Source organism: Xanthomonas theicola, assembly GCF_014236795.1.
GTDB lineage: Bacteria > Pseudomonadota > Gammaproteobacteria > Xanthomonadales > Xanthomonadaceae > Xanthomonas_A > Xanthomonas_A theicola.
Genome location: NZ_CP049017.1, coordinates 3208624 through 3230888 on the forward strand (window position 1 = coordinate 3208624; position 22265 = coordinate 3230888).

The 22265-nt window shown below is 69.1% G+C and carries 20 protein-coding genes and 1 pseudogene; 8 read left to right on the top strand and 13 right to left on the bottom strand.

The window, feature by feature from the left end; translation table 11 throughout:
• Positions 1 to 67 precede the first annotated feature (67 nt).
• The gene (locus tag G4Q83_RS15035; protein WP_128419382.1) at positions 68 to 1069 is read right to left on the bottom strand and encodes an energy transducer TonB; all 1002 of its coding nucleotides are present in this window, start codon (positions 1067 to 1069) and stop codon (positions 68 to 70) included.
• Positions 1070 to 1232: 163 nt separating this feature from the next.
• The gene (locus G4Q83_RS15040; protein WP_128419383.1) at positions 1233 to 1844 is read right to left on the bottom strand and encodes a TIGR00645 family protein; all 612 of its coding nucleotides are present in this window, start codon (positions 1842 to 1844) and stop codon (positions 1233 to 1235) included.
• A 113-nt stretch (positions 1845 to 1957) separates the two neighbouring features.
• Here G4Q83_RS15040 and G4Q83_RS15045 point away from each other — a divergent pair, with 113 nt between their 5' ends.
• From G4Q83_RS15045 to G4Q83_RS15060, 4 genes are all read left to right on the top strand, one after another.
• Positions 1958 to 2647, top strand: a complete 690-nt coding sequence (locus tag G4Q83_RS15045) for a glutathione binding-like protein (protein ID WP_128419384.1) — start codon at positions 1958 to 1960, stop codon at positions 2645 to 2647.
• A gap of 71 nt (positions 2648 to 2718) precedes the next feature.
• Positions 2719 to 4950 (top strand): S9 family peptidase, encoded by a 2232-nt coding sequence (locus G4Q83_RS15050; protein WP_128419385.1) that lies wholly within the window; start codon positions 2719 to 2721, stop codon positions 4948 to 4950.
• A gap of 141 nt (positions 4951 to 5091) precedes the next feature.
• Positions 5092 to 5628 carry a cytochrome c oxidase assembly factor Coa1 family protein gene (locus G4Q83_RS15055; protein ID WP_246432111.1) on the top strand — a complete coding sequence of 179 codons (537 nt, stop codon included), beginning with the start codon at positions 5092 to 5094 and terminating at the stop codon, positions 5626 to 5628.
• 107 nt (positions 5629 to 5735) lie between these two features.
• Positions 5736 to 7535: a DUF885 domain-containing protein gene (locus G4Q83_RS15060; protein WP_128419386.1), complete on the top strand. Its 1800-nt coding sequence runs from the start codon at positions 5736 to 5738 to the stop codon at positions 7533 to 7535.
• 79 nt (positions 7536 to 7614) lie between these two features.
• Here the strand turns inward: G4Q83_RS15060 and G4Q83_RS15065 are convergent, their stop codons facing one another.
• Positions 7615 to 7968, bottom strand: a complete 354-nt coding sequence (locus tag G4Q83_RS15065; protein ID WP_128419387.1) for a hypothetical protein — start codon at positions 7966 to 7968, stop codon at positions 7615 to 7617.
• Positions 7969 to 8284: 316 nt separating this feature from the next.
• Complete coding sequence (locus G4Q83_RS15070; protein ID WP_128419388.1) at positions 8285 to 8752, bottom strand: hypothetical protein; 468 nt, start codon at positions 8750 to 8752, stop codon at positions 8285 to 8287.
• A gap of 179 nt (positions 8753 to 8931) precedes the next feature.
• Between G4Q83_RS15070 and G4Q83_RS15075 the strand changes: the two genes are divergently transcribed.
• Both G4Q83_RS15075 and hemB read left to right on the top strand, forming a co-directional pair.
• Positions 8932 to 9180, top strand: coding sequence for a hypothetical protein (locus G4Q83_RS15075; protein WP_128419389.1), 249 nt, complete (start codon positions 8932 to 8934; stop codon positions 9178 to 9180).
• Between the two features lie 211 nt (positions 9181 to 9391).
• A complete protein-coding gene (gene hemB, locus G4Q83_RS15080; protein WP_128419390.1) occupies positions 9392 to 10384 on the top strand; it encodes a porphobilinogen synthase in 993 nt (330 codons plus the stop codon).
• A 162-nt stretch (positions 10385 to 10546) separates the two neighbouring features.
• On the opposite strand, the gene G4Q83_RS15085 is transcribed toward hemB, so the two are convergent.
• The 8 genes and pseudogenes from G4Q83_RS15085 to G4Q83_RS15120 form a co-directional block, all read right to left on the bottom strand.
• The gene (locus G4Q83_RS15085; RefSeq protein ID WP_128419391.1) at positions 10547 to 11683 is read right to left on the bottom strand and encodes an alpha/beta hydrolase family protein; all 1137 of its coding nucleotides are present in this window, start codon (positions 11681 to 11683) and stop codon (positions 10547 to 10549) included.
• Positions 11684 to 12096: 413 nt separating this feature from the next.
• Positions 12097 to 13202, bottom strand: a pseudogene (locus G4Q83_RS15090) (IS3 family transposase).
• 223 nt (positions 13203 to 13425) lie between these two features.
• Complete coding sequence (locus G4Q83_RS15095; protein WP_128419393.1) at positions 13426 to 14607, bottom strand: ABC transporter permease; 1182 nt, start codon at positions 14605 to 14607, stop codon at positions 13426 to 13428.
• Complete coding sequence (locus tag G4Q83_RS15100) at positions 14604 to 15350, bottom strand: ABC transporter ATP-binding protein (RefSeq protein ID WP_128419394.1); 747 nt, start codon at positions 15348 to 15350, stop codon at positions 14604 to 14606. The genes G4Q83_RS15095 and G4Q83_RS15100 overlap by 4 nt, the downstream gene beginning before the upstream one ends.
• Positions 15351 to 15381: 31 nt before the next feature.
• On the bottom strand, positions 15382 to 16899 hold the full coding sequence (locus tag G4Q83_RS15105) for an alpha/beta hydrolase (protein ID WP_128419395.1): 1518 nt from the start codon (positions 16897 to 16899) through the stop codon (positions 15382 to 15384).
• Between the two features lie 82 nt (positions 16900 to 16981).
• Positions 16982 to 17182, bottom strand: coding sequence for a helix-turn-helix transcriptional regulator (locus tag G4Q83_RS15110; protein WP_128419396.1), 201 nt, complete (start codon positions 17180 to 17182; stop codon positions 16982 to 16984).
• Positions 17179 to 17763, bottom strand: a complete 585-nt coding sequence (locus G4Q83_RS15115) for a hypothetical protein (protein ID WP_128419397.1) — start codon at positions 17761 to 17763, stop codon at positions 17179 to 17181. Before G4Q83_RS15115 ends, G4Q83_RS15110 begins: the two co-directional genes overlap by 4 nt.
• A gap of 289 nt (positions 17764 to 18052) precedes the next feature.
• Positions 18053 to 18763: an FAD-binding oxidoreductase gene (locus G4Q83_RS15120; RefSeq protein WP_343068489.1), complete on the bottom strand. Its 711-nt coding sequence runs from the start codon at positions 18761 to 18763 to the stop codon at positions 18053 to 18055.
• Between the two features lie 156 nt (positions 18764 to 18919).
• On the opposite strand from G4Q83_RS15120, the gene G4Q83_RS15125 reads away from it, so the two are divergent.
• Together G4Q83_RS15125 and G4Q83_RS15130 are read left to right on the top strand one after the other, a co-directional pair.
• Positions 18920 to 19933 (top strand): ABC transporter ATP-binding protein, encoded by a 1014-nt coding sequence (locus G4Q83_RS15125; RefSeq protein WP_246432396.1) that lies wholly within the window; start codon positions 18920 to 18922, stop codon positions 19931 to 19933.
• A 21-nt stretch (positions 19934 to 19954) separates the two neighbouring features.
• On the top strand, positions 19955 to 20770 hold the full coding sequence (locus tag G4Q83_RS15130) for an ABC transporter permease (RefSeq protein ID WP_128419399.1): 816 nt from the start codon (positions 19955 to 19957) through the stop codon (positions 20768 to 20770).
• 347 nt (positions 20771 to 21117) lie between these two features.
• Here the strand turns inward: G4Q83_RS15130 and G4Q83_RS15135 are convergent, their stop codons facing one another.
• Positions 21118 to 22101 carry an NAD(P)-dependent oxidoreductase gene (locus tag G4Q83_RS15135; RefSeq protein ID WP_128419400.1) on the bottom strand — a complete coding sequence of 328 codons (984 nt, stop codon included), beginning with the start codon at positions 22099 to 22101 and terminating at the stop codon, positions 21118 to 21120.
• Positions 22102 to 22265 lie beyond the last annotated feature (164 nt).

The following is a 22265-nucleotide window of genomic DNA, read 5'->3' on the forward strand; positions in this document are numbered from 1 at the left end:
TATCGCCATGGCGACCCCATTGCTACGCGGAGTGTATGTAGGGTAGGTCATTTGTGACACGGTAAGCCTAACTGCCAGGATTGAACGCCAGCGTGCGCCGGGTGGTCACCGGTGCACTGACCGGTTCGAACCGCCAGCGTTTGGTCGCGTTCAGCGCCTCGCGGTCGAAGATGCGAGCCGGGGTGGCACGCAGCACGCGGGCATTGGTGACCGAGCCGTCGGTGCCGACGGTGATCTCCACCAGCACTTCGCCCGCCGTGCCCGAGCGCAGGGCTTCGGCCGGGTAGCGCGGAGCCGGGGTGCTGATCGGGCGCAGCGACTGCGTGCTGGCCGCGGCCGGTGCCGACGCTGCGGCAGCTTGCGGTGTCGGTGTCGGTGTCGGTGTCGGTGTCGGCACCGGTGCCGGTGCGCTGCGCGCGGCGGCGGCCTGGCGCTCGGCTTCCTGGCGTGCGGTCTCGCGGCGCGCGGCTTCCTGCTGCGCGGCGATCTGCTGCGCGGCCTGCGCCTGGCTGGCCTGCTGCTGCGCCTGCTGCTCGGCCATCAGCTTGGCCTTCTGCTCGGCGTCTCTCTTGACCTTGTTGGTCTCCTCCTGGGTGCGCTGCGCCAAGGCCTGCATGCCCTGGCTCAGGCCCTGCTTGAGCCGCGGCAATGCCGGCGCCCGGTTGTCCATCTTCTCGATCAGCGCGACCAGCCGCTGCGCTTCCGGGAAATCCTCGCGATTGATGCTCTGTTCGGCGGCGATCAGCGTATACGGCATCAGGTCGGTCAGCGCGCTCTTCACCCCGGCATCGTCCGGCTGCTTGTCGCGCAGCGCCAGGTAGTACTCGACCGCGTTGTTGCCGGCGGGCGCATACATACGGTTTTCGCGCAGGGCCTGGCTGGCCGATGCGTGCAGTTGCTCGGTACCCATCGACTGCACCTTGGCCGAGACCGGCGCGGCGGCCGGTGCCGCCGCCGTGGACGCGGCGGCGGGGGTGGCGTCGTCCTGTTTGGAACATGCCGCCAGCGCGGCCAGCAGCAGCACCGGCGCGACCCGGCGCGCGTTTGCGAATGTCGTGAGCTGCAACATGCTTCTCCCCTAGTCCCCGGTGATGGCGATCAACGACGCGCGGCGGCGCGGCTCCCCCCGAAGCCCTGCAGCGCACCCTGCCCACCAATCTAGCATCCGCTCCCGTCGCGTGCTCGGCGTCCGTCCGCCTGCGGCCGGAACGGCGCGGCGCCACGCGCGCAGATCAGTGTGCGGTCTTCGCCGGCGCGGCCATCAGCCGGTCGGTCCAGGCAATGCCGATCGCCGACAGGATGAAGATGCCGTGGATGGTGGTCTGCCACAGCACCCCGGTCGCGGTCAGCGTCGCACAGGTCTTCAGGCCCACGGTGGCGGTGGCGGCGCTGGCCAACTGCTCCGGCGAGCACATCGGCATGCCCTCGAGCGCGCCGACCGCGATGAAGGTCTTGAGCAGGTGGATCGAGGAGATGCCGATGATCGACAGCGCCAGCTTCACCTTGAGCACGCTGGCGTTGACGTGGCTCAGCCACTCCGGCTGGTCCGGATGGCCCTCCAGGCCCAACCGCGAGACGAAGGTCTCGTAGCCGCCCACGATCACCATCACCAGCAGGTTGGAGATCATCACCACGTCGATCAGGCCGAGCACGATCAGCATGATCTGCTGCTCGCCCAGGCTCGGCGCCTCGTGGATCAGGTGCCACAGTTCCTTGCCGAACAGGAACACGTAGACGCCCTGGGCGACGATCAGGCCCAGGTACAGCGGCAGTTGCAGCCAGCGCGAGGCGAAGATCAAGCTGGACAGCGGGTTCAGGCGGGGCGGCGGATGCGGAGGGCTCATGATGTGGCGGCGGGATGCTGCGTTGCGGGAGGGGGCAGCGTACCGGGCCGCCGCGCCGCTGCCAAGCGCGGCGACGCCGCTACACTGGACGCCTCTATACCAGGATCGCCGCCATGATCGATCTATACTACTGGCCCACGCCCAACGGCCACAAGGTCACCCTGCTGCTCGAGGAAACCGGGCTGGACTATACGCTCAAGCCGGTCAACATCGGCGCCGGCGAGCAGTTCGAGCCGCCGTTCCTGGCGATCTCGCCGAACAACAAGATACCGGCGATCGTCGACCATATGCCGGCCGACGGCGGCGCGCCGCAGAGCGTGTTCGAGTCCGGCGCCATCCTGCTGTACCTGGCCGAGAAGACCGGGCGGTTCCTGCCGGCCGATCCGCGCGGGCGCATCGCCGCGCTGGAGTGGCTGTTCTGGCAGATGGCCGGGCTCGGCCCGATGAGCGGGCAGATGGGCCACTTCGCCGTGTACGCGCCGGAGAAGATCGGCTACGCGATCGACCGCTACAGCAACGAGGCGCGGCGCCTGCACGGGGTGCTGGACAAGCGCCTGGCGCAGAGCGAATACCTGGCCGGCGCCGACTACGGCATCGCCGATATGGCCAGCTATCCGTGGATCGAGGTCTACAACGCGCTCAAGCCCGACTACACCGCGTTCCCGCACCTCAAGCGCTGGCACGACGCGATCGGCGCGCGCTCGGCCACGCAGCGCGCCTACGCGCTGAAGGAACAGGTCAACCCGAACGCCGGCAAGCCGCTCAGCGACGAAGAACGCAAGCATCTGTTCGGCCAGCGCTGAGCCGCCGCCGCTTCTCAAACCCCGGGCGCACGCGCATCATCGCTGCGCCCGGTGCTCCGCCAGGAACCTTCATGCGCTCTGTGTTCGCCGCTCTCGCCCTCATGCTCGCCCCCCCCCTTGTACCCGCTCACGCCGAGAAACTGACCCTGGAGGCCATCACCGGCAGCAAGCCGTTGTCCGGCCCCACCTTGATGAAGCCGCAGGTCGCCCCCGACGGTTCGCGGGTGACCTTCCTGCGCGGCAAGGACAGCGACCGCAACCAGTTGGACCTGTGGGAATACGACGTCGCCAGCAGCCAGACCCGGCTGTTGGTGGACTCGAAGGTGGTGCTGCCCGGCACTGAGACACTGAGCGACGAAGAGAAGGCGCGGCGCGAACGGCAGCGCATTTCCGCCTACGCCGGCATCGTCGACTACCAGTGGGCGCCGGATGCGCACGCGCTGCTGTTCCCGCTCGGCGGCGAGCTGTATCTGTACGACCTGAGCAAGACCGGCGTCGCCGCGGTGCGCAAGCTGACCCATGGCGAGGGTTTCGTCACCGATCCGAAGATCTCGCCGAAGGGCGGCTACGTCAGTTTCGTGCGCGCGCGCAACCTGTGGGTGATCGACCTGGCCGGCGGCCAGCAGCACCAGTTGACCCGCGACGGCAGCGACACCCTCGGCAACGGCGTGGCCGAGTTCGTCGCCGACGAGGAGATGGACCGCCACACCGGCTACTGGTGGGCGCCGGACGACTCGGCGATCGCCTTTGCGCGCATCGACGAATCCGGCGTGCCGGTGCAGAAGCGCCCGGAGGTCTATGCCGACCACACCGAGGTGATCGACCAGCGCTATCCGCAGGCCGGGCAGCCCAACGTCAGGGTGCAACTGGGCGTGATCGCGCCGCGCGCCGATGCGCAGCCGCAGTGGATCGAACTGGGCAAGAACGCGGACATCTACCTGGCGCGGGTGGACTGGCGCGATGCGCAGCGGCTGACCTTCCAGCGCCAGTCGCGCGACCAGAAACGGCTCGAGCTGATCGAGGCGACCCTGGCCAGCGGCAAGCAGCGCGTGCTGGTCACCGAGACCAGCACGACCTGGGTGCCGCTCAACAACGACCTTCATTTCCTCAAGGATGGGCGCTTCGTCTGGGGCTCCGAGCGCAGCGGCTACGAGCACCTGTACCTGGCCTCGGAAGACGGTCGCACGCTGGTCCCGCTGACCTACGGCGACTGGGTCGTGGACGAACTGCTGGCGGTGGACGAGGGTGCCGGCAAGGTCTACTTCTCCGCGAACAAGGCGTCGCCGACCCAGACTCAGGTCTACGCGGTGCCGCTTGCCGGCGGCGCGATCGAGCAGCTGTCCAAGCCCAACGGCACGCATGCGGCCAGCTTCGCCAGGAACGCCAGCGTCTACGTCGACAGCTGGTCCAACACCGCCACGCCGCCGCAGATCGAGCTGTTCCGCGCCAACGGCGAAAAGATCGCCACGCTGCTGGTCAACGACCTGGCCGACCCGCAGCATCCCTATGCGAAGTACCGCGATGCGCAGCGTCCGGTCGAGTTCGGCAGCCTGACCGCGGCCGACGGCAGGACGCCGCTGCACTACCGGCTGACCAAGCCCACCGGCTTCGACCCGGGCAAGCGCTATCCGGTGGTGGTCTACGTCTACGGCGGCCCGGCGGCGCAGACCGTGCTCGACGCCTGGCCGGCGCGCGGCGACGCGCTGTTCGACCAATACCTGGCCCAGCACGGCTACGTCGTGTTCTCGCTCGACAACCGCGGCACGCCGCGCCGCGGCCGCGACTTCGGCGGCGCGCTGTACCAGCACCAGGGCACGGTGGAAGTGGACGACCAACTGCGCGGCGTCGCCTGGCTCAAGACTCAGCCATGGGCCGACGCCGCGCGCATCGGCGTGTACGGCTGGTCCAACGGCGGCTACATGACCCTGATGCTGCTGGCCAAGCACAGCGAGACCTATGCCTGCGGCGTGGCCGGCGCACCGGTGACCGATTGGGCGCTGTACGACAGCCACTACACCGAGCGCTACATGAACCTGCCCGCGGCCAATCCGGACGGCTACCGCGACAGCCGCATCGCCGCGCACCTGGACGGCCTGAACGCACCGCTGCTGCTGATCCACGGCATGGCCGACGACAACGTGCTGTTCACCAACTCCACCTCGCTGATGAGCGAGTTGCAGAAGCGCGGCAAGCTGTTCGAGCTGATGACCTACCCTGGCGGCAAGCACGGCCTGTCCGGCGGCAACGCGCTGCACCGCTACCGCACCACCGAAGCGTTCCTGGCGCGCTGCCTGAAGCCTTGATCGCCACGCGCACTCTCACTCGCCGAAACGCAGTTCCGCATGTCCGCCCCGCCATCGCTGCCTGGGCCGCCTTTGCCTGACACCGCCGCCGCGCCGCCGGCGGCCAGGAAGGGCTGGTGGGCGCGCCACTGGAAATAGGCGGTGCCGCTGCCGGCATTGCTGCTCGGCGCCCTTTTGCCGTCCTCGATCGCCGTGTTCGTGGTAGGCATCGCGCGCGTCACCAAGTCGTCCGAGCGGTACCGCCTCGGCCTGATGGCGGCCAAGCTCGACCAGCGGGTCATCGACGCGCTCGGCGCGCCGGTCGAGGACGGGATCATGCCCAGCGGCAGCATCTCCACCAGCAACGGCAGCGGCAGCGCCAACCTCAGCGTGTCGCTGCACGGCGCGCGCGGCAACGGCACCTTGTACATCGAGGCCGAGCGCCATGCCGGCGAATGGCATTACACGACGCTGCAGGTGCTGCCCGATGCCGGCGAGGCGATCGCTCCTAGACCGTGCCGAGTTCGAGCCGGACGGCGCCGGCGAAACAGATGCCGAATCCGATCCCAGCGTGGATGCCGCCCACGAGGCTTCGGCCGAGGTGGATCCGGCCGAAGCGGTCGAGGCCGACAGCGCGCAAATAGGTGCACGCGGGTCTGCGGCTGGCGGTGCAGTCGCCGCAGGCCGCAGGTCGGCTGACCGTACCGCCGGCTAGCCACGCCCATGCGCGGTCATGACCTACGGCAGGTTGCCGGCACTGCGCGCGCCGCGTACGGTCGCCGCATCGTCCCGCTGGAGATCCACCGATGAAGCCACTCGTCCTTGCCATCGCGCTGGTCCTGGCCGCACCACTGCCCGTGCTGGCGCAGGCCGCTCCGGCGAAGGCCCAAGCCGCCAGCCCGGCATGGGTGACGCGCAGCAACGAATTCGCGCAGATCCTGTTGCAGGCGCAGGCGCCGTTCCAGCCCGAAGAAGTGAGTTTCTTCGGCGTGCCCGGCTACGACGACAAGGTCGTCGACCTCGGCGCGGACAATGGCCGCCGCTATCGCGACGCGATCGCCACGGCCAGGCGCGCGCTGCAGGGGACACTGAAAGTCGAGCGCGACCCCAATGTGCGCCAGGACCTGGCGATCATGATCCATGCCGCCGACCAGGCCATCGAAGGCAGCGCGTTGAACGAGCGTCTGCTGCTGCCATGGCGCGATGGGCCGCAGATGGTGTTCGGCGGGCTCAACAACCTGCTGTCCGAGCAGGTACCGGCGGCGCGCCGGGCCAAGGCGCTGGACCGGCTGCAGCGCTACGTCGGGCTGCTGCCCGGCAGCGTCTCGTCGCTGCTGTTGGCCCGCCAGCGCTACGAGGAAAAACTCGCCGACGGCACCCTGCTGCAGCCGACCCGGCGCGAGGTCGAGCAGGCCTTGAGCAACGTGGACACCTATGCCCAGGGCATTCGCGAACTGTTCGCGACCTACAGGATCGACGGTGCCGCGCCGGCGCTGGCGGCCATGGACCGACAGTTCAAGGACTACGCCGCATGGACGCGCAAGGTGGTGCTGCCGAAAGCGCGCGAGGACGCGCGCCTGCCGCCGGAACTGTATGCCTTCCAGCTCAAGCAGGTCGGCATCGACATCGCGCCGCAACTGCTGATGCAGCGCGCGCAGCTGGAATTCATGGAGACCCGCGCGGCGATGCAGCAGTTGGCGCCGCTGGTGGCCAAGGCCAAGGGCCTGAAGGTCGACGACCCCGGCGACTACCGCGCAGTGATCCGCGCGCTCAAGCGCGACAGCATCGCCAACGACAAGCTGGAGAGCCACTACCGCGGCGTCATCGAGCAGATCGATCCGATCATCCGCCAGCAGCGCATCGTCGACGTGCCACAGCGGCCGATGCGGATGCGGCTGGGCTCGGCGGCCGAGAGCGCGGCGCAGCCGGCGCCGCATTTCCGCCCGGCGCCGCTGCTCGGCAACACCGGCGAGCAGGGCACCTTCGTGCTGCCGCTGGGCAATCCCGACGCCGCCGGCAAGGGCGAGCACTACGACGACTTCAATTTCGGCTCGGCGGCGTGGACGCTGAGCGCGCACGAGGGCCGGCCCGGCCACGAACTGCAGTTCACCGCGATGGTCGAGCGCGGCGTCTCGCTGGCGCGCAGCATATTCGCGTTCAATTCGGTCAATGTCGAAGGCTGGGCGCTGTACGCCGAGGCCGAACTGGTGCCGTACGAGCCGCTGGACGGGCAACTGATCGCGCTGCAGTTCCGCCTGCTGCGCGCCGCGCGCGCCATGCTCGACCCGATGCTCAACCTGGGTCTGACCGACCGCGAGCGCGCGCGGCTGGTGCTGGAGAACGACGTCGGCCTGTCGCCGGCGATGACGCGGCAGGAACTGGACCGCTACATGATGCGCGCGCCCGGCCAGGCCGGCAGCTACTTCTACGGCTACAGCCGCATCCTGGAACTGCGCATGCGCACCGAACTGGCGCTGGGCGCGAAGTTCGACCGGCTGAAGTTCAACAACTTCCTGCTCGACCAGGGGTTGTTGCCGCCGGACCAGTTGCAGACCGTGGTGGAGACCCAGTTCATAGCCGACAGCGTTGGAAGCCAGCAGCTCTGATATCCGACGCTCGGGGACGATGCACCGCATGGCCCGAGGGTGCGCGCCTCATGCGCGCGCGCCCGCAGGCAGGGGCGACTCAGTGCTTGAAGGGGACCAACTCGGGCGGCTTTGTGCCCTTCCAGTTCCCTTCTTTCAATGCTCCCCGGCAGATGGTTTTGTATTGGGCGAGCGCCGCGATGGCTGTCGGCGTCCATCCCACGCAGTGATTTGTCGTCACCGGTGTCGGATAGGGGCAGTACGGCGAAACCGGCGCCCATGAACCCGAAATAGGGTCCACCGGTTTCCAGTTGTAGTCGGGTAGGTCGCAGCCTTTCGAGCAGAACAGGAAAGGATCGTCCATGCGGCAGACCAGCGTCTGGTGAGGCGTCGAGGCAGTCGCGGTGGTCTGCAGCCCAACAGCGGCGACCAGTATCCATATCCAGCGTTTCATAACGAGTCCTTCTGTCAATGACGGTTTACACCGTGCGCTCAGGCCAACGACCTGTCACTACCTTGCGGGTCTGCGCGCAAACCTGGCAAGTCCCTGCAACGCCCGCGGGTCGGAGAATACTATAACCCGGCCAATAGCTTACCAAGGGTCCTCGGGCGACGGTCGCCTGTGCCTGGGGCGTTGCGCCCACCCAGGGGCGGTGAGGCCCGACCCTGGAGCTGGGCCGGCGTCAGGTCAGCCGGCCGGCATCCGCCCCTGGTCGGCCGATTGTCAGGGAGATCGGTGTTCCAACAGCGGATGCACTTCCCCAAAAGACTCAGCGTTCCTGCGACGGCACCGGCGGCCGGAGTTGCGGCACTGCCGGCGCCTGCGGCCCCGGCGGGACCCAGATCGCCATGCCGGCGGCGCGCTTCTGCGTGGTCGGGATGCCGACGCCCAGGCCGCCGCCGACGTGGCCGCCATAGCTGCCGGCGCCGACCGACACGCCGCCGCCCGAGCGCTGCGAGGCCACGCCCATCAGCACCACGCCGTTGGCGCCGAGCTTGGCCGCCTCGCGCTTGAGCCGCGCCATCGCCGCGTCGGTCTGGCCCTGGGTGCCGAAGCCGGCCGCGCTGGCCGATTCGAGCTGGGCGATGTCGACCGCGCCGGGCGGCGGGGTCGCATAGATCTGCACCAGGGCCGGATCGATCGGCGGACGCGGCGCACTGACCATGACCTTGGAGGAACTGGCGCAGCCGGCCAGCGCGAGCAGCAGCGCCAGCGGCAACAGCGGTCGGACGTTCATGGCATTACCCCCCGCGGATCGGATACGAAGCGATGATAGGCGCGATCGGTGAACCGCGACGCACCCGCCATCGCCGCGCCACCGTGGCACGCCCGTCGTGAGCCCCATGCCAAGAGTTGGCTTGCGCCGGCAGGGCCGCGCGCTATGGTGCGCACTGGCATTCGGCGAAGGGCGGCGGCATGGGCTTGATCAGTCTGTTGTGGGGCATGGTGGCGTTGCTGTGGATGATCCTGGCCTTCATCCCGCTGCTGGGCTGGGGCAACTGGTTCGTGATTCCGTTCGCCGCGGTCGGCGCGATCATCGCTGCGATCGGCCTGCTGTTCACCTCGGCGCCCAATCGCGGCCGCGCCAAGACCGGGCTGATCCTCAACGGCCTGGTGATCGTGGTCGGGGTGATCCGGCTGAGCCTGGGCGGCGGCCTGATCTGAGCGCTGGCCCGCGCGTGGTCGCCAGGCACGGCGGCATGCTGTGTTGCAGCGGCCTGCGTCCAGGGGCGGCCGGCAGGGGTAAAATTCGGCGCTGACGGCCGCCGCGTGGCGGCCGCTCCCGTTCGCGCCGGTGCGTGCGGCGCGGTCCGGGTCGCCCGGCTGCCGCTGCCGCCCTGTGCGGCGCCCGATCCGTCCCAGCAGGAGCCTGCACGTGGCCCACCCCCATTACCGCCCCAGGCGCATGCGCCGCGACGATTTCTCGCGCCGGTTGATGCGCGAACACACCCTGACCGCCGACGACCTGATCTGGCCGGTATTCGTGCATGAGCTGCCCGGCCGCGCGCCGATCGCCTCGATGCCGGGCGTGGAGCGGCTGTCGCTCGACGCGCTGCTGAAGGAGGCCGAGACCGCACTGGAACTGGGCATCCCGGCGATCGACCTGTTCCCGGTGATCGACCCGTCCGGCAAGCGCCTGGACGCGGCCGAGGCCTGGAACGAGGACGGCCTGGCGCAGCGCGCGGTGCGCGCGCTGAAGGCGCGCTTCCCCGAACTGGGGGTGATGACCGACGTGGCGCTGGATCCGTACACCACCCATGGCCAGGACGGCATCATCGACGCGCACGGCTACGTGCTCAACGACGTCACCGTCGAGGCGCTGGTGAAGCAGTCGCTGTCGCATGCGCAGGCTGGCGTGGACATCGTCTCGCCCTCGGACATGATGGACGGGCGCATCGGCGCGATCCGCCGCGCGCTGGACGCCGACGACCACCTGCACGTGCGCATCATGGCGTACTCGGCCAAGTACGCCTCGGCGTTCTATGGCCCGTTCCGCGACGCGTTGGGCAGCGCCGGCAACCTCGGCAAGGCCGACAAGAGCACTTACCAGATGGACCCGGGCAACGGCGACGAAGCCCTGCGCGAGATCGCGCTGGACCTGAAGGAGGGCGCGGACATGGTGATGGTCAAGCCGGGCATGCCGTACCTGGACGTGGTGCGGCGGGTGAAGGACGAATTCCGGGTGCCGACCTTCGCCTACCAGGTCAGCGGCGAGTACGCGATGCTCAAGGCCGCCTTCGCCAACGGCTGGCTGGACGAACGCAAGTGCGTGCTGGAGTCGCTGTTGGCGTTCAAGCGCGCCGGCGCCGACGGCGTGCTGACGTACTTCGCGCCGCAGGTGGCGCGCTGGCTGCGTGAAGCGCGCTGAGGCGCACGCATGCACAAGTACCTGCGATGGCTCAATGCCATCGTGCGCGATCGAGCGCCGTATGCGCCTCCTACGCTCGCTTCTGCATGACGGTTGACTCCTACAGGGCGTGCCGGCGGCCTGGTGCGATGTGTGCTTTGGCGCCGGGGCGCCGCCGCGGTCTCAGCTGCGGTTGCCGGTCGCGGTGGCCGCTGCCGGGACGCCGGTCAGCTGCCGCGCGGCATCCGCGCGCGGCGACAGCGGCGAGGGGCAGTGGCCGGCGCGGCGCGGCGCCGGTAGTTCGGCGAACCAGTCCTCCACCGTCGGCGCGAGCAGGTCCAGCCGCATCGGCAGGCTCAAGTGGTTCTCGCCGGGCATCTCCAGGTAGTGCGCGCGCGGTGCGTCCAGCGCCAGCAGGCGGCCGTGCGCGACCGGGATGTGCTGGTCGGCGCTGCCGTGCAGCAACAGCAGGCAGGCAGGCGCGGCCCGCGCGGCGGCGGTCACGTCGATCTGGTCCAGGTTCAGCGCCAGGCGCTGGTTGGCGTTGGCGATGACCGCGTCCAGGTTCTGCCCGGCGTAGCGCCAGCGCGCCAGGTCCATCGCTGCGCTGGCCATCCAGCCCTGCGGGCGGCTGGCGAGCATGTGCGGGATCATGTCGCGGATGCCGCGGCCGGCGTTGGCGAAGGATTCCATCGCCACCACGCCGTCGACGTCGCCGCCCAGTTTCTGCGCGGCAAACAGCGCGGTGGCGGCGCCGTAGGACACGCCGAACAGGTACAGCGGGCCTTGCACCTCGCCGCGCGCGCGCAGCGCGCGGATCACCGCGATCACGTCGTCGGACTCGCGGGTGCCGTAGCCGGCCGGGCCGCCGCCGGAGCGGCCGTGGTTGCGCAGGTCGATGCTGATGCTGCGGTAGCCGGCCTGGGCCAGGTCCAGCGACCACGGCAGCAGCGAATCGCCGTCCATCATCCAGCCGTGCAGCAGCACCACGGTGCCGCGCGGGGCGCGGAAGGTGTGCGGCTGCGGCGCGGCCACGTCCATCGCGAAGTCGGCGCGCTCGCGGCCGGCGTGTTCGTAGCGGTAGCGCATGCGGTAGTCGCCCGGGTCGATCGCGCGCCAGAAGATCGGGATGCCGCCCGGGACGAGCACGTGCCCGCTGTGGTTGGGCAGCGTCGCCAGCAGGCCCTGGATGCGCTCCTCGTCCATCAGCGGCGACACGCCGCCCGGCGCGACCAGGCGATCGCTGAGCGAGGTGGAGGAGCAGGCGGCCAGGCACAGGCTGGCGCAAAGGACGAGCAGCGGACGCAGGCACGGCGACATGGCGGTCGGGTGGTGGACGGATGGCCGCGCAGGCTAGCGCCTTCGCCGACGCGGCTCTACCGTAATTCGATGACGGAAAGATGACGCGCGCCGGGCCAAGCCGCGAACGCCGCCCCGGTCTCCCTGCCCTTGGCGTGCGCCGACACGCGTCCTGCCGTCCCGAATGGCCGCGCCGGACCCAGGGCAGGCTGAGGGCAGGCCATGCGGCGCCGGTAACGGCGGCCCAGGCCCGTCCGCAGCGTGGCCTGCGCCAGCAGTGTGAACGGCCCCGGGTATTGCGAAGTCCCATTGGGTTAAGTCAGGCCACCCCCGAGGCGGCTTGACTGGCGAGTTGCTTGTAGTCGTTTGCTTCGGCTTCTGCAGGCGGAACATAGCCGATGGCGACGTCCCCCCGCCCTGAGTAGCGGTCGGGTTTAGAGTCCGGTGCTCATGATATGGGTGTTGGCAAGATGTTCGGCATAAGCGGACGGCATCATGCCGCCGATCGCTTTCTTAGGTCGGTCCTCGTTCTATCCGCGTCGCCAGCGTTCGATCTCAGTGCGCGCACGCAGCAGGGTTGGGAACCAGTGCTCGTTGAGACATTCGTCGCGTAGTCGGCCGTTGAACGATTCGACGTAGGCGTTCTGGTTCGGTTTGACGGGTTGGATCAGCCGTAACTGCACGCCACGGGCATGCGCCCAGGCGACCATGGCTTTGCCGCAGAACGCCTTGCCGTTGTCGGTGCGGATCACTTGCGGCAAGCCGCGACTGTGCGCCAGCCAGTCCAGCACACGCGCAACGCCGTGTCCCGAGATCGCGCGCTCCACGTCGATGGCGATCGCTTCGTGCGTGGCGTCGTCCACGATCACCAAACACTTGAATACCCGACCTTCGGCAGTGCGGTCGAACACGAAGTCCATCGACCACACCTGGTTGGCCTGCGATGGCCGCAACAGCGGCTGACGCTCGCCCACTGGCACCTTTTTGCGTCTGCGGCGTCGGACCTGCAGCTGCTGCTCGCGATACAACCGCTCCACACGTGTGTCGTTCGCCAGCCGTCCTTCCTGTCGCAGTTTGAGATAGATCATCCCCCCCGCCGTAGCGGCGATGGCGATGCGCCAGCGCAAGGATGCGTTCGCGTAGATCGATGTTGCGGTCTTCGCGCGGGCGATAGCGCAACGCACTGGCGCTCATGCCGATCGCTGCCAAGGCGTGACGCTCGCTGGCGCCATGCCCGATCCACTCGCGCACCAGCGCACGACGCGCCGGTGCGCTCACCACTTTTTTTTCGCAGCGCATCCTCGATCAGGTCGTTCTCGAACACCTGCTCGGCCAGCAACTTCTTCAGCCGGGCGTTCTCTGCCTCCAGGTCCTTGAGCCGCTTGGCATCGGGCACGCTCATCCCGCCGAACTTGCTGCGCCACAGATAGTAGGAGGCCTCACTGAAGCCATGGCGCCGGCACAGGTCCTTGATCGCCACGCCCGCTTCGGCCTCACGCAGGAAACCAATGATCTGTTCTTCGGTAAATCGCTTCTTCACGTCCAATCTCCTTGGTCTGAGGGATTGGACTCCAAATCAGCCTGCTACTCTAAATAGGGGGGACGTCGGGGGCGCCGTTGCCGCGCACCCCGGCGAAAGCCCGGCATCGGCCGGGCTTTTTGGGGATTGGGCATTGGGGATTGGCAAGAGCGAAGCAGCGATATAGCAGCGATCGTATTGCATCGGTACCTGCGGCTTTTGCGACTCCCCAATCCCGAGCTCCTCACCCCGATATCGCCAGCCGCTCCTGCCGGTAGCGGCGGACCGCGGCCAGCCACAGCAGCGCGGCCAGGCCGAAGCCGGCGGCCAGGTATACCGCCCAGATTTGCAGGTCGATCGGTTCGCGGCGGATGATCTTCAGCAGCATCTGGTTCTGCGCCAGGAACGGTACGGCGAACTGCCACAGCGTGGTCTTCAGCGGATACACCATCAGCGCGTAGCCGGGCAGCATCGGCAGCAGCATCAGCCAGGTCATGTGGCTCTGCGCCTCCTTCATGCTCTTGGCCGCCGCGGCCAGCACGGTCAGCAGCGAGGTGCCGATGAACAGCATCGGCAGCAGCACGAACAGCATCTGCAACATGGCCGCGAAACTGACGTTGAGCTGCCGGCCGATGCCGCTGGCGACCTGTGCGCTGAGCTTGAACGCGAGCAGGGTCAGCAGCAGCGAGGCCAGCCCGACCACGCAGGCGGCGGCGATCTTGCCGCTGACGATGGCGCCGCGCGAGGCCGGCGTGGCCAGCAGCGGTTCCAGCGATTGCCGCTCGCGCTCGCCGGCGGTGGCATCCAGGATCAGGTAGGCGCCGCCGATGAAGGAGGTGATGGTCAGCAGCACCGGCAGCAGGATCGCCAGCAGCGCACCGCGCTTGGCCTCGGCGGTGGCCAGGTCCTGGATGGCCATGTCCAGCGGCCGCGAGACCTGCGCATCGATGCCGCGTGCCAGCAGCCGCAGCGCGCCGACCTGCTGACTGTACATGCTCAGCGCCGCCTGCACCCGCGCGGTCGGGATGTCGGCGTCGCGCCGGGTGCTGTCCTTGACGATCTCCACCAGCGCCGGCCGCCCCTCGCGCCAGGCATTGGCGTAGTCCTCGTCGATCTTCAGCGCCAGGTCCACGTCCTGGCTGCGGATCGCCGCGGTCAGGTCTTTTGGCGGCGCCACCGCGTTCAGGCCTTGCGCGGCCAGGAACGCGACCAGGTTCGGCGCGCGTTCGCGGCCGATCACCGGGATGTCCAGCGGTTTGTCGATCTGGGTCCTGACCCGGCTCTCGGCCAGCGCGCCCATGCCCAGGATCAGCGCCGGATACAGCAGCGGGCCGAGCAGCAAGGCCAGCGCCAGGGTGCGGCGGTCGCGCGCAAGATCGCGCAATTCCTTGCGCATCACGGTGAAGACGGTTCGAAACAGGCTCATGCGTGCAGTCCTTCGTCGCTGCCGATCGCCTTGACGAAGGCGTCTTCCAGATTGTCTTGGCCGGTCAGCACGCGCAGTTCGTCGGCGCTGCCGGCGGCCACCACCGTGCCCTTGGCGACGATGACGATGCGGTCGCACAGCGCCGCCACCTCCTGCATGATGTGGCTGGAGAAGATCACGCAGCGTCCTTCGGCGCGCAGCCCGCGCAGGAAGCCACGCATCGCGCGGGTGGTCATCACGTCCAGGCCGTTGGTGGGTTCGTCGAGGATCACGTTGCGCGGGTCGTGGACCAATGCGCGCGCGATCGCGGTCTTGGTGCGCTGGCCCTGGCTGAAGCCCTCGGTCTGGCGGTCGAGGATGTCGTCCATGTCCAGCGCCGCCGACAGCAGCCGCGTGCGCGCGGCGATGCGCGCCGCCGACAGCCCGTGCAGTTCGCCGAAGTAGGCGATGTTCTCGCGCGCGGTCAGGCGCTTGTACACGCCGCGCGCGTCCGGCAGCACGCCCAGCGCGCGGCGCACCGCCAGCGGGTCCTGGCCGACGTCGATGCCGTCCACCCGCACCTGGCCCTGGTCGGGCGCCATCAGCGTGTACAGCATGCGCAAGGTGGTGGTCTTGCCGGCGCCGTTGGGGCCGAGCAGGCCGGTGATCTGGCCGTCGGCCGCCTCGAAGCTGACGCCTTGCACCGCGTTGACGGTGCCGGCCTTGGTCTTGAATGCCTTGTGCAGATTGTCGGCGACGATCATGCGCGGTCCTCCCTGCGAAACGCTGCGCGGCTCATGGTTCCCATCCGTTGAATGAAGTGAAGGCCGGCACGCCGCTCATCGGGTTCAGGCAGGTGGCGTCGAGCTGTTTGGCATCGGCGTTCTCGAAGAACTGGCTCAGCAGCTTGGGCATGCAGCCCAAGGTCATGGTGCCGTGGCCCTGGCCGCGCACCACCAGGTGGCGGCCGTTGGGCAGGCCTTGCAGCACGCGTGCGGCATAGCGCGGCGGGGTCACAGGATCCAGCTCGCCGGAGGTCAGCAATACCGGCAGCTGAGACTTGAACGGCGCAGTGAAATCGGCCGGGCGCGTGCCGGTCGGCCACGACGGGCACGCGGCGAAGAACATCTGCACCACCTCCGGACCGAGCAGTGTGTCGGCGCCGGCGGCAGGCGGATGATAGCGGTCGGCGTCCTCGGCGCAGATCACCGACCACTGCATGCCGCGGTTCATCTGCCCCTGCAGTTGCTTGCCCATCATCTGCGCCAGCGACATCAGCGGCGCATAGCGTTCGTGCGCGGCCTCGTCCAGCACCAGCGGCAGCAGCGATGCGGTCTGCGGCGCATACGAGAACGAGAACGCCAGGCTGGTGACGGTGTCGGCGGTGACCCGGTCGTGCTTGCTCTCGCCGCTGGCCGGGTCGCGGTAGTCCACCTCCGCCGGCGCCTGCCGCAGCCGCTCCACCACCGTGCGCAACTGCGCGCGGGTGTCGGTGGGAAAGCGCTTGGCGCAAGCCGGGGTGGCCTTGCACTGCTCCGATTGCAGCTTGATCGCGTCCTCGAAGGTGGTGGCGAATTCGCCGCCGACCACCAGGTCGTTGGGCGCCACGCCGTCGATCACCACGCTGCGCGTGTGCGCCGCATAGCGCGCCGCATAGTGCTGGGCGACGCGAGTGCCGTAGGAGCCGCCGATCAGGTTGAGCTTGTCCACGCCGAGCGCGACGCGCACCGCGTCCAGGTCGACGATGGCCTGGGTCGTGGTGTAGTAGCGCGGATCGGCGCGGCCCTGCAGCGACTGCGCGCAGCGCTTGGCGTAGTGGGCGATTTCGGCCGCGGTGGGCGCGCGCGCCGGATCGGCCAGCTGCATTTCCTTGCCGTCCGCACCCAGGCAGGTCAGCGGATTGGACTGGCCGGTGCCGCGCTGGTCGATCAGGAACACGTCGCGGCGCTTGCGGGTTTCACGCAGGGCGAAGTCGACGATGCTGGCCACCTCGGTCGCCGCCTGGCCGGGACCGCCGGCGATGAAGAACACCGGGTCCGGATCGCTTCCGCCCTGGCCGGTGACCGGCAGCCAGGCGATGTTGAGTTCGATCTTGCGCCCGCCGGGCGCTGCCGGATTCTCCGGCACCGGCATGCGCGTGCACTGCGCCTCGACGTTGTTGGCGGCGACCGGGCTGGTCAGCGTGCACGGATGGAAGCGCAGCGTGCCGTAGCTGCGGCCCTGGTTCTGCGGCGCTGGCGCGTGCCCGGCCTGGCAAGCGGCGAGCAGCAAGGTCGTCGCCACGACGGCGAGCGGTCTGCATGGGTGTGGCATGGTTCGCATCCTTGAGTTCATGGCTTGCAGGATGCCATGCCGGGGCATGGCGTCGTCGGTGACCGGTGGCAGGTCGAACGCGTCACTGGGCATCGTCGAACAGGAACACCTGCTCGATGCTGTGCGCGAACAGCCGCGCGATACGGAACGCCAGCGGCAGGCTCGGATCGTACTTGCCGGTTTCCAGCGCATTGACGGTCTGCCGCGACACGCCCAGCCGCTCGCCCAGTTCGCCCTGCGACCAGCCGCGCGCCTCGCGCAGTTCGCGGATGCGGCTGTTCATTGGTAGCGGCGCGCATTGGCGACCTTGGCGATGCCGTACGTCGCGCACAGCAGCGGGAACACCCACAGCATCGCCGCCGACGCCGGCAGCGCGATCACGTCCGCCGCCTGCAGGAAACCGGCAGTCATGTAGCCGCCGCTGACCAGCCCGGCGGCGATGGCGATGGACTCCAGTTCGATGCGCCGCTGCAGCTCGTCCGAATCGCGCACGAAGCGCGCCACCGCGCGGATCACCAGCGCCAGCAGCAGCGCCGGCAACAGCGCGATCAGCACCCGCGCCCAGTCCGCCTCCACGCCATCGAACAGGCGTTTCCAGCACAGCATCACGCCGACGTAGAGCAGCATCGGCGGCACGCACTCGCGGTAGTAGCGACGCGCCAGCGCCAGCGCCGGCGGCGCGCTGTCGCGCAGGCTGCCCGGCGACCACCACAGCATGATCGCCAGGCACAGGCCGCCGATGCCGAGACCGATCAACAACCCGCGCAGATAAGCGTCGCTGCGCAACGGCAGCCAGGGCGCCACGGCGAGCAGCGCCACGCTCGGGCACAGCACCGCGATCGCATTGCGCTTGCACACGCTCACCGGCGAACTCCGGCCACGGCGCCGACCCAGCCCGAACGACACCGATCGAATGCCACCACGACGTTGCGCATACATCCCCCTGTCAAGCCCGCTTTACAGGAGGATGCGCGCGAGCGTGCCGGCTGTCAAGCGTCCTTTACAAGTGGCGAGACACGACACTGGCCATCGATGCGATCAGCGCGCGATGCTACCCACTCCCTCGTCCAGGGCGATCGCGGCCGCCCCGCGCCAAGGCCGTCGAGCCCGGCCAACCGCGCATGCCGCACGATCGGCGCCCGGCGCGCAGGCGCTACTTGCTGCTGACGTACTTCTCGCGGCGGATGTGCTGCACCGGCAGGCCAGCCTCCTTCAGCGCATCGAAGCAGGCATCGACCATGTCCGGATTGCCGCACAGGTAGGCGATGTCGCCCTGCGCCTGCGGCGCGAACTCGGCCAGGAACTGCTGCACGTAGCCATGACGCACGTCCGCGTGGGGCTCCGCCGGCAGTTCGCGCGAGAAGCACGGCACGAAACGGAAGCGCGGATGCGTCTCGGCGAAGGCGCCGAACTCGTCGCCGTACAGCAGCTCGGCCGGCGTGCGCGCGCCCAGCAGCAGCAGCACCTCCACGCCACGCTCGGCCATCGCCGCTTCCAGCAGCGGCAGCATCGAGCGATACGGGGTGACGCCGGTGCCGGTAGCGACCAGCAGGTAGCGGCGGTTGGCGTCGCCCTGGTTCAGGCAGAATCGCCCGTAGGGGCCGCTGGCCGAGACCTGCCCGCCGATCTCCAGGCCCTCGAACAAGGCCGTGGCCGCGCCGCCGGCGACGAAGCTGACCGCGATCTCGGCCACCGCGTCGGCCGGCTGCGCCGGGTCGTGACGGGTGGCCAGAGAATAGCTGCGCTTGGTCGCGGTGCCGTCGGCGTAGTGGAAATGCACCTGCAAGAACTGGCCGGGCACGAACCGCAGAGGCTGCCCGTCGTCGCGGACGAAGCGGTAGTGGCCGACGGCCGGGGCCAGCATGCGGCGATCGACCAGTTTCAACGGGAATTGGGCAGGCACGAAGTTGCAACAGTCTGTGGCCGGGGCCGAGCCCACGAGGTCTCCTATAATAGCCGCTGCATTTCTCCAGCGCCGACGACAGAGCGCGAAAGGCCCGCCTTGACTCCCGCCTCCCCCCTGCTCCACCAGAACCAGTTGCCTGCGCTGCGCGTGCGCGAGTTGCGCAAGACCTACGACAACGGCGTGCAGGCGCTGCACGGCGTCTCGCTGGACGTGCTGCCGGGCGACTTCTTCGCCCTGCTCGGTCCCAATGGCGCCGGCAAGTCCACCCTGATCGGCATCGTCAGCTCGCTGGTGAACCTCAGCGCCGGCCAGGTCGAGGTGTTCGGCACCGACCTGACCGCTCAGCGCAGCGCGGCGATGCGGCTGCTCGGTCTGGTCCCGCAGGAGATCAACTTCAACCTGTTCGAGAAGCCCTTCGACATCCTGGTCAACTACGCCGGTTTCTATGGCATGCCGCGCGCCGAGGCCGAGCGCCTGGCCGAAGTGGAACTCAAGCTCGCGCACCTGTGGGAGAAGGCGCAGGTGATGAGCCGCACCCTGTCCGGCGGCATGAAGCGGCGACTGATGATCGCCCGCGCGATGATGACCCAGCCGCGCCTGCTGATCCTGGACGAACCCACCGCCGGCGTGGACATCGAGATCCGCCGCGACATGTGGCGGGTGTTGCGCGAGATCAACGCCGCCGGCACCACCATCATCCTGACCACGCACTACCTGGAGGAAGCGGAGAGCCTGTGCCGCAACCTGGCGATCATCGACCACGGCCGCATCGTCGAGCAGGGCCCGATGCGCGAACTGCTGGCCAAACTCGACGTGGAAGGCTTCCTGCTGGACATCGACGGCGAGCTGCCGGCGCAGCTGCCGGCGATCGCGGGCACCACCTTGCTGGCGCAGGACGCGCATACGCTGGACCTGGACATGCCGCGGGCGATGGACCTCAACCGCGTGTTCGCCGCGCTCGGCGACGCCGGCATCCGCGTGCGTTCGATGCGCACCAAGAGCAACCGCCTGGAGGAGCTGTTCGTGCGCCTCACCGGCGACCACCGCACCGGCCAGCCTGCGGCCGTCGCCGGCGGCGGCCCGGGCGCCGCGGACGCGGATGCGCCGCAGCTTCCCGCCGCCACCTGATTCCTCTTTCGCCAGACGCCGATGAACACTCCAATCCAACCGCAATCCCTGCTTCCCGACGCTACGCCGGCCCAGCGCAACTGGATCGCCCTGCTCACCGTGGTGCGCCGCGAGGTCAAGCGCATCCTGCGCATCTGGGGCCAGACCCTGGTGCCGCCGGCGATCACCATGACCCTGTACTTCCTGATCTTCGGCGGGCTGATCGGCGCGCGCGTGGGCGACATGGGCGGCTACAGCTACATGCAGTTCATCGTCCCCGGGCTGGTGATGATGAGCGTGATCCAGAACAGCTACGGCAACATCTCCTCCTCGTTCTTCGGCGCCAAGTTCGGCCGCCACGTCGAGGAGCTGCTGGTCAGCCCGATGCCGAACTGGGTGATCCTGTGGGGCTACGTGGCCGGCGCGGTGCTGCGCGGGCTGCTGGTCGGCGCGATCGTGCTGGTCATCGCCATGTGCTTCACCCCGGTGCGCATCCCGCATCCGCTGGTGACGCTGAGCACGGTGCTGCTGGGCGCAACGATCTTCTCGCTGGCCGGCTTCGTCAACGCCGTGTACGCGAAAAAGTTCGACGACGTGGCGATCGTGCCGACCTTCATTCTGACCCCGCTGACCTACCTGGGCGGCGTGTTCTATTCGGTGAAGCTGCTGCCTGGCTGGGCCGAGGCCGCCACCCACGCCAACCCGGTCTTCTACATGGTCAACGCCTTCCGCTACGGCCTGCTCGGCAGCAGCGACGTGCCGCTGTGGGTGGCCTACGTGCTGATGCTGGGCTTCGTCGCGGTGCTGGCGGCGCTGTCGCTGTGGCTGCTGCGGCGCGGGGTGGGCTTGCGCAGCTAGCGCATTTCCGACTCGGGTATTTGCAGCCAGCGGAGTGTTGTGGGAGCGACTCCGGGCGGCCTCGGGCCATCAGTGGCGAATGGCTCTACCTGTAAAGCTCGTCGCGACTGAACTCGCTCCCAGAAGTGGCATCACTTGGATCGAAAGTGCGCCGGTCGAATGCCGCCCTGGCGCGCGGCGCTGCGATTCCCGCACAGCGCGGCGCGCGCCCTTGACGCCGCACCACTCCCGATTGCGAAGCAACTGCCTGGTGCGCCCCCTGCCCCGAGCGCCATTTCTGCCGGACGGTTGGGTGGCCGCCCGCGCAGCGGAGGCGAGGATGGAATCTGCGCCCGGTTGTCGGAAGGCTACCGTGCCACGCCCGCGACCACATCGCAGGCGATGCCGGCCGCGGTCAGTTGCATGGCCAACTGCGCGTGCGGCGCCTGCCGGAACGCATCGCCCGGCTTCAGGCTGACCACGCGTTGCCCGGCCTGCACCTGTCCGATCAGCAGCGCCAGATGCTTGGCGGCGTCGGCGGGCAACGTTCGCCGCGTGGCATCGCGGCGCGCCAAGCCCAGCACCGCGGCATCCACCGCCGGATCGCACAGCAGCAGATCGGCCTGGTTCAGCGCGCGCAGCGCCTTCAGGGTCAGCGCGCCGGGATCGCCGCTGCCGGTGCCGACCAGCCACACGCTGCCGCGGCGCGGGACTTCCTGCCCGCTGGGCTGCAGGGCGTCGCGGAACGCCTGTTCGGCCGCCTGCGCCTGGCCGCTCTGCAGCAGGACCTGTACCGGCCCTTCCAGCACCTGTTCGAACCAGCGCCGGCGCTGCGCCAACTGCGGCAAGCGCGCACGGATCGCCTCGCGGTGGCGCGCGAACAACTGCGCCAGCTGTGCGTAGGAGTGGTCCAGTTCGGCCTCCCAGCGCTCGCGCAGGCGCCGCGCCAGCATCGGCGCCGCGCCACTGGAGGAGATCGCCACCAGCAGCGGGTCGCGGTCGATGATCGCCGGCACCTGGAACGTGGACAGCTCGGCGTCGTCGACCACGTTGACCAGCTTGCGGCGCTGCCCGGCCTGCGCGGCCAGTTCGCGGTTGAAGGCGGTGTCGTCGGTGGCCGCGACCACCAGCCAGGCGGCATCCAGCCAGTGCGGATCGAAATCGCCATCGACCCGCTGTAAACGCCCCTGCGCCAGCCACTGCGCCACCGTGGCATTGAGCGCATGCGCGTACACCAGCACCTGCGCGCCGGCATGCAGCAGCGCCTCGATCTTGCGCATCGCCACCTCGCCGCCGCCGACCACCAGCACGCGGCGCCCGGCAAGATCGGCGAACATCGGATACAGCGGCATGCGGATTCCTCGGGCTGGGGGACGGCGCGCGGCGGTCGCGCCGCATGGCATCGTGCGGCGGATCGACCGACGTGCGTCGGCAACGCCGGCATGTTGCGCGTCGCGCCGGCCAACGATACCGAAAAGTCGATCCGATGGCGGCGCCTGGCGCCGCGCCAGGGCCG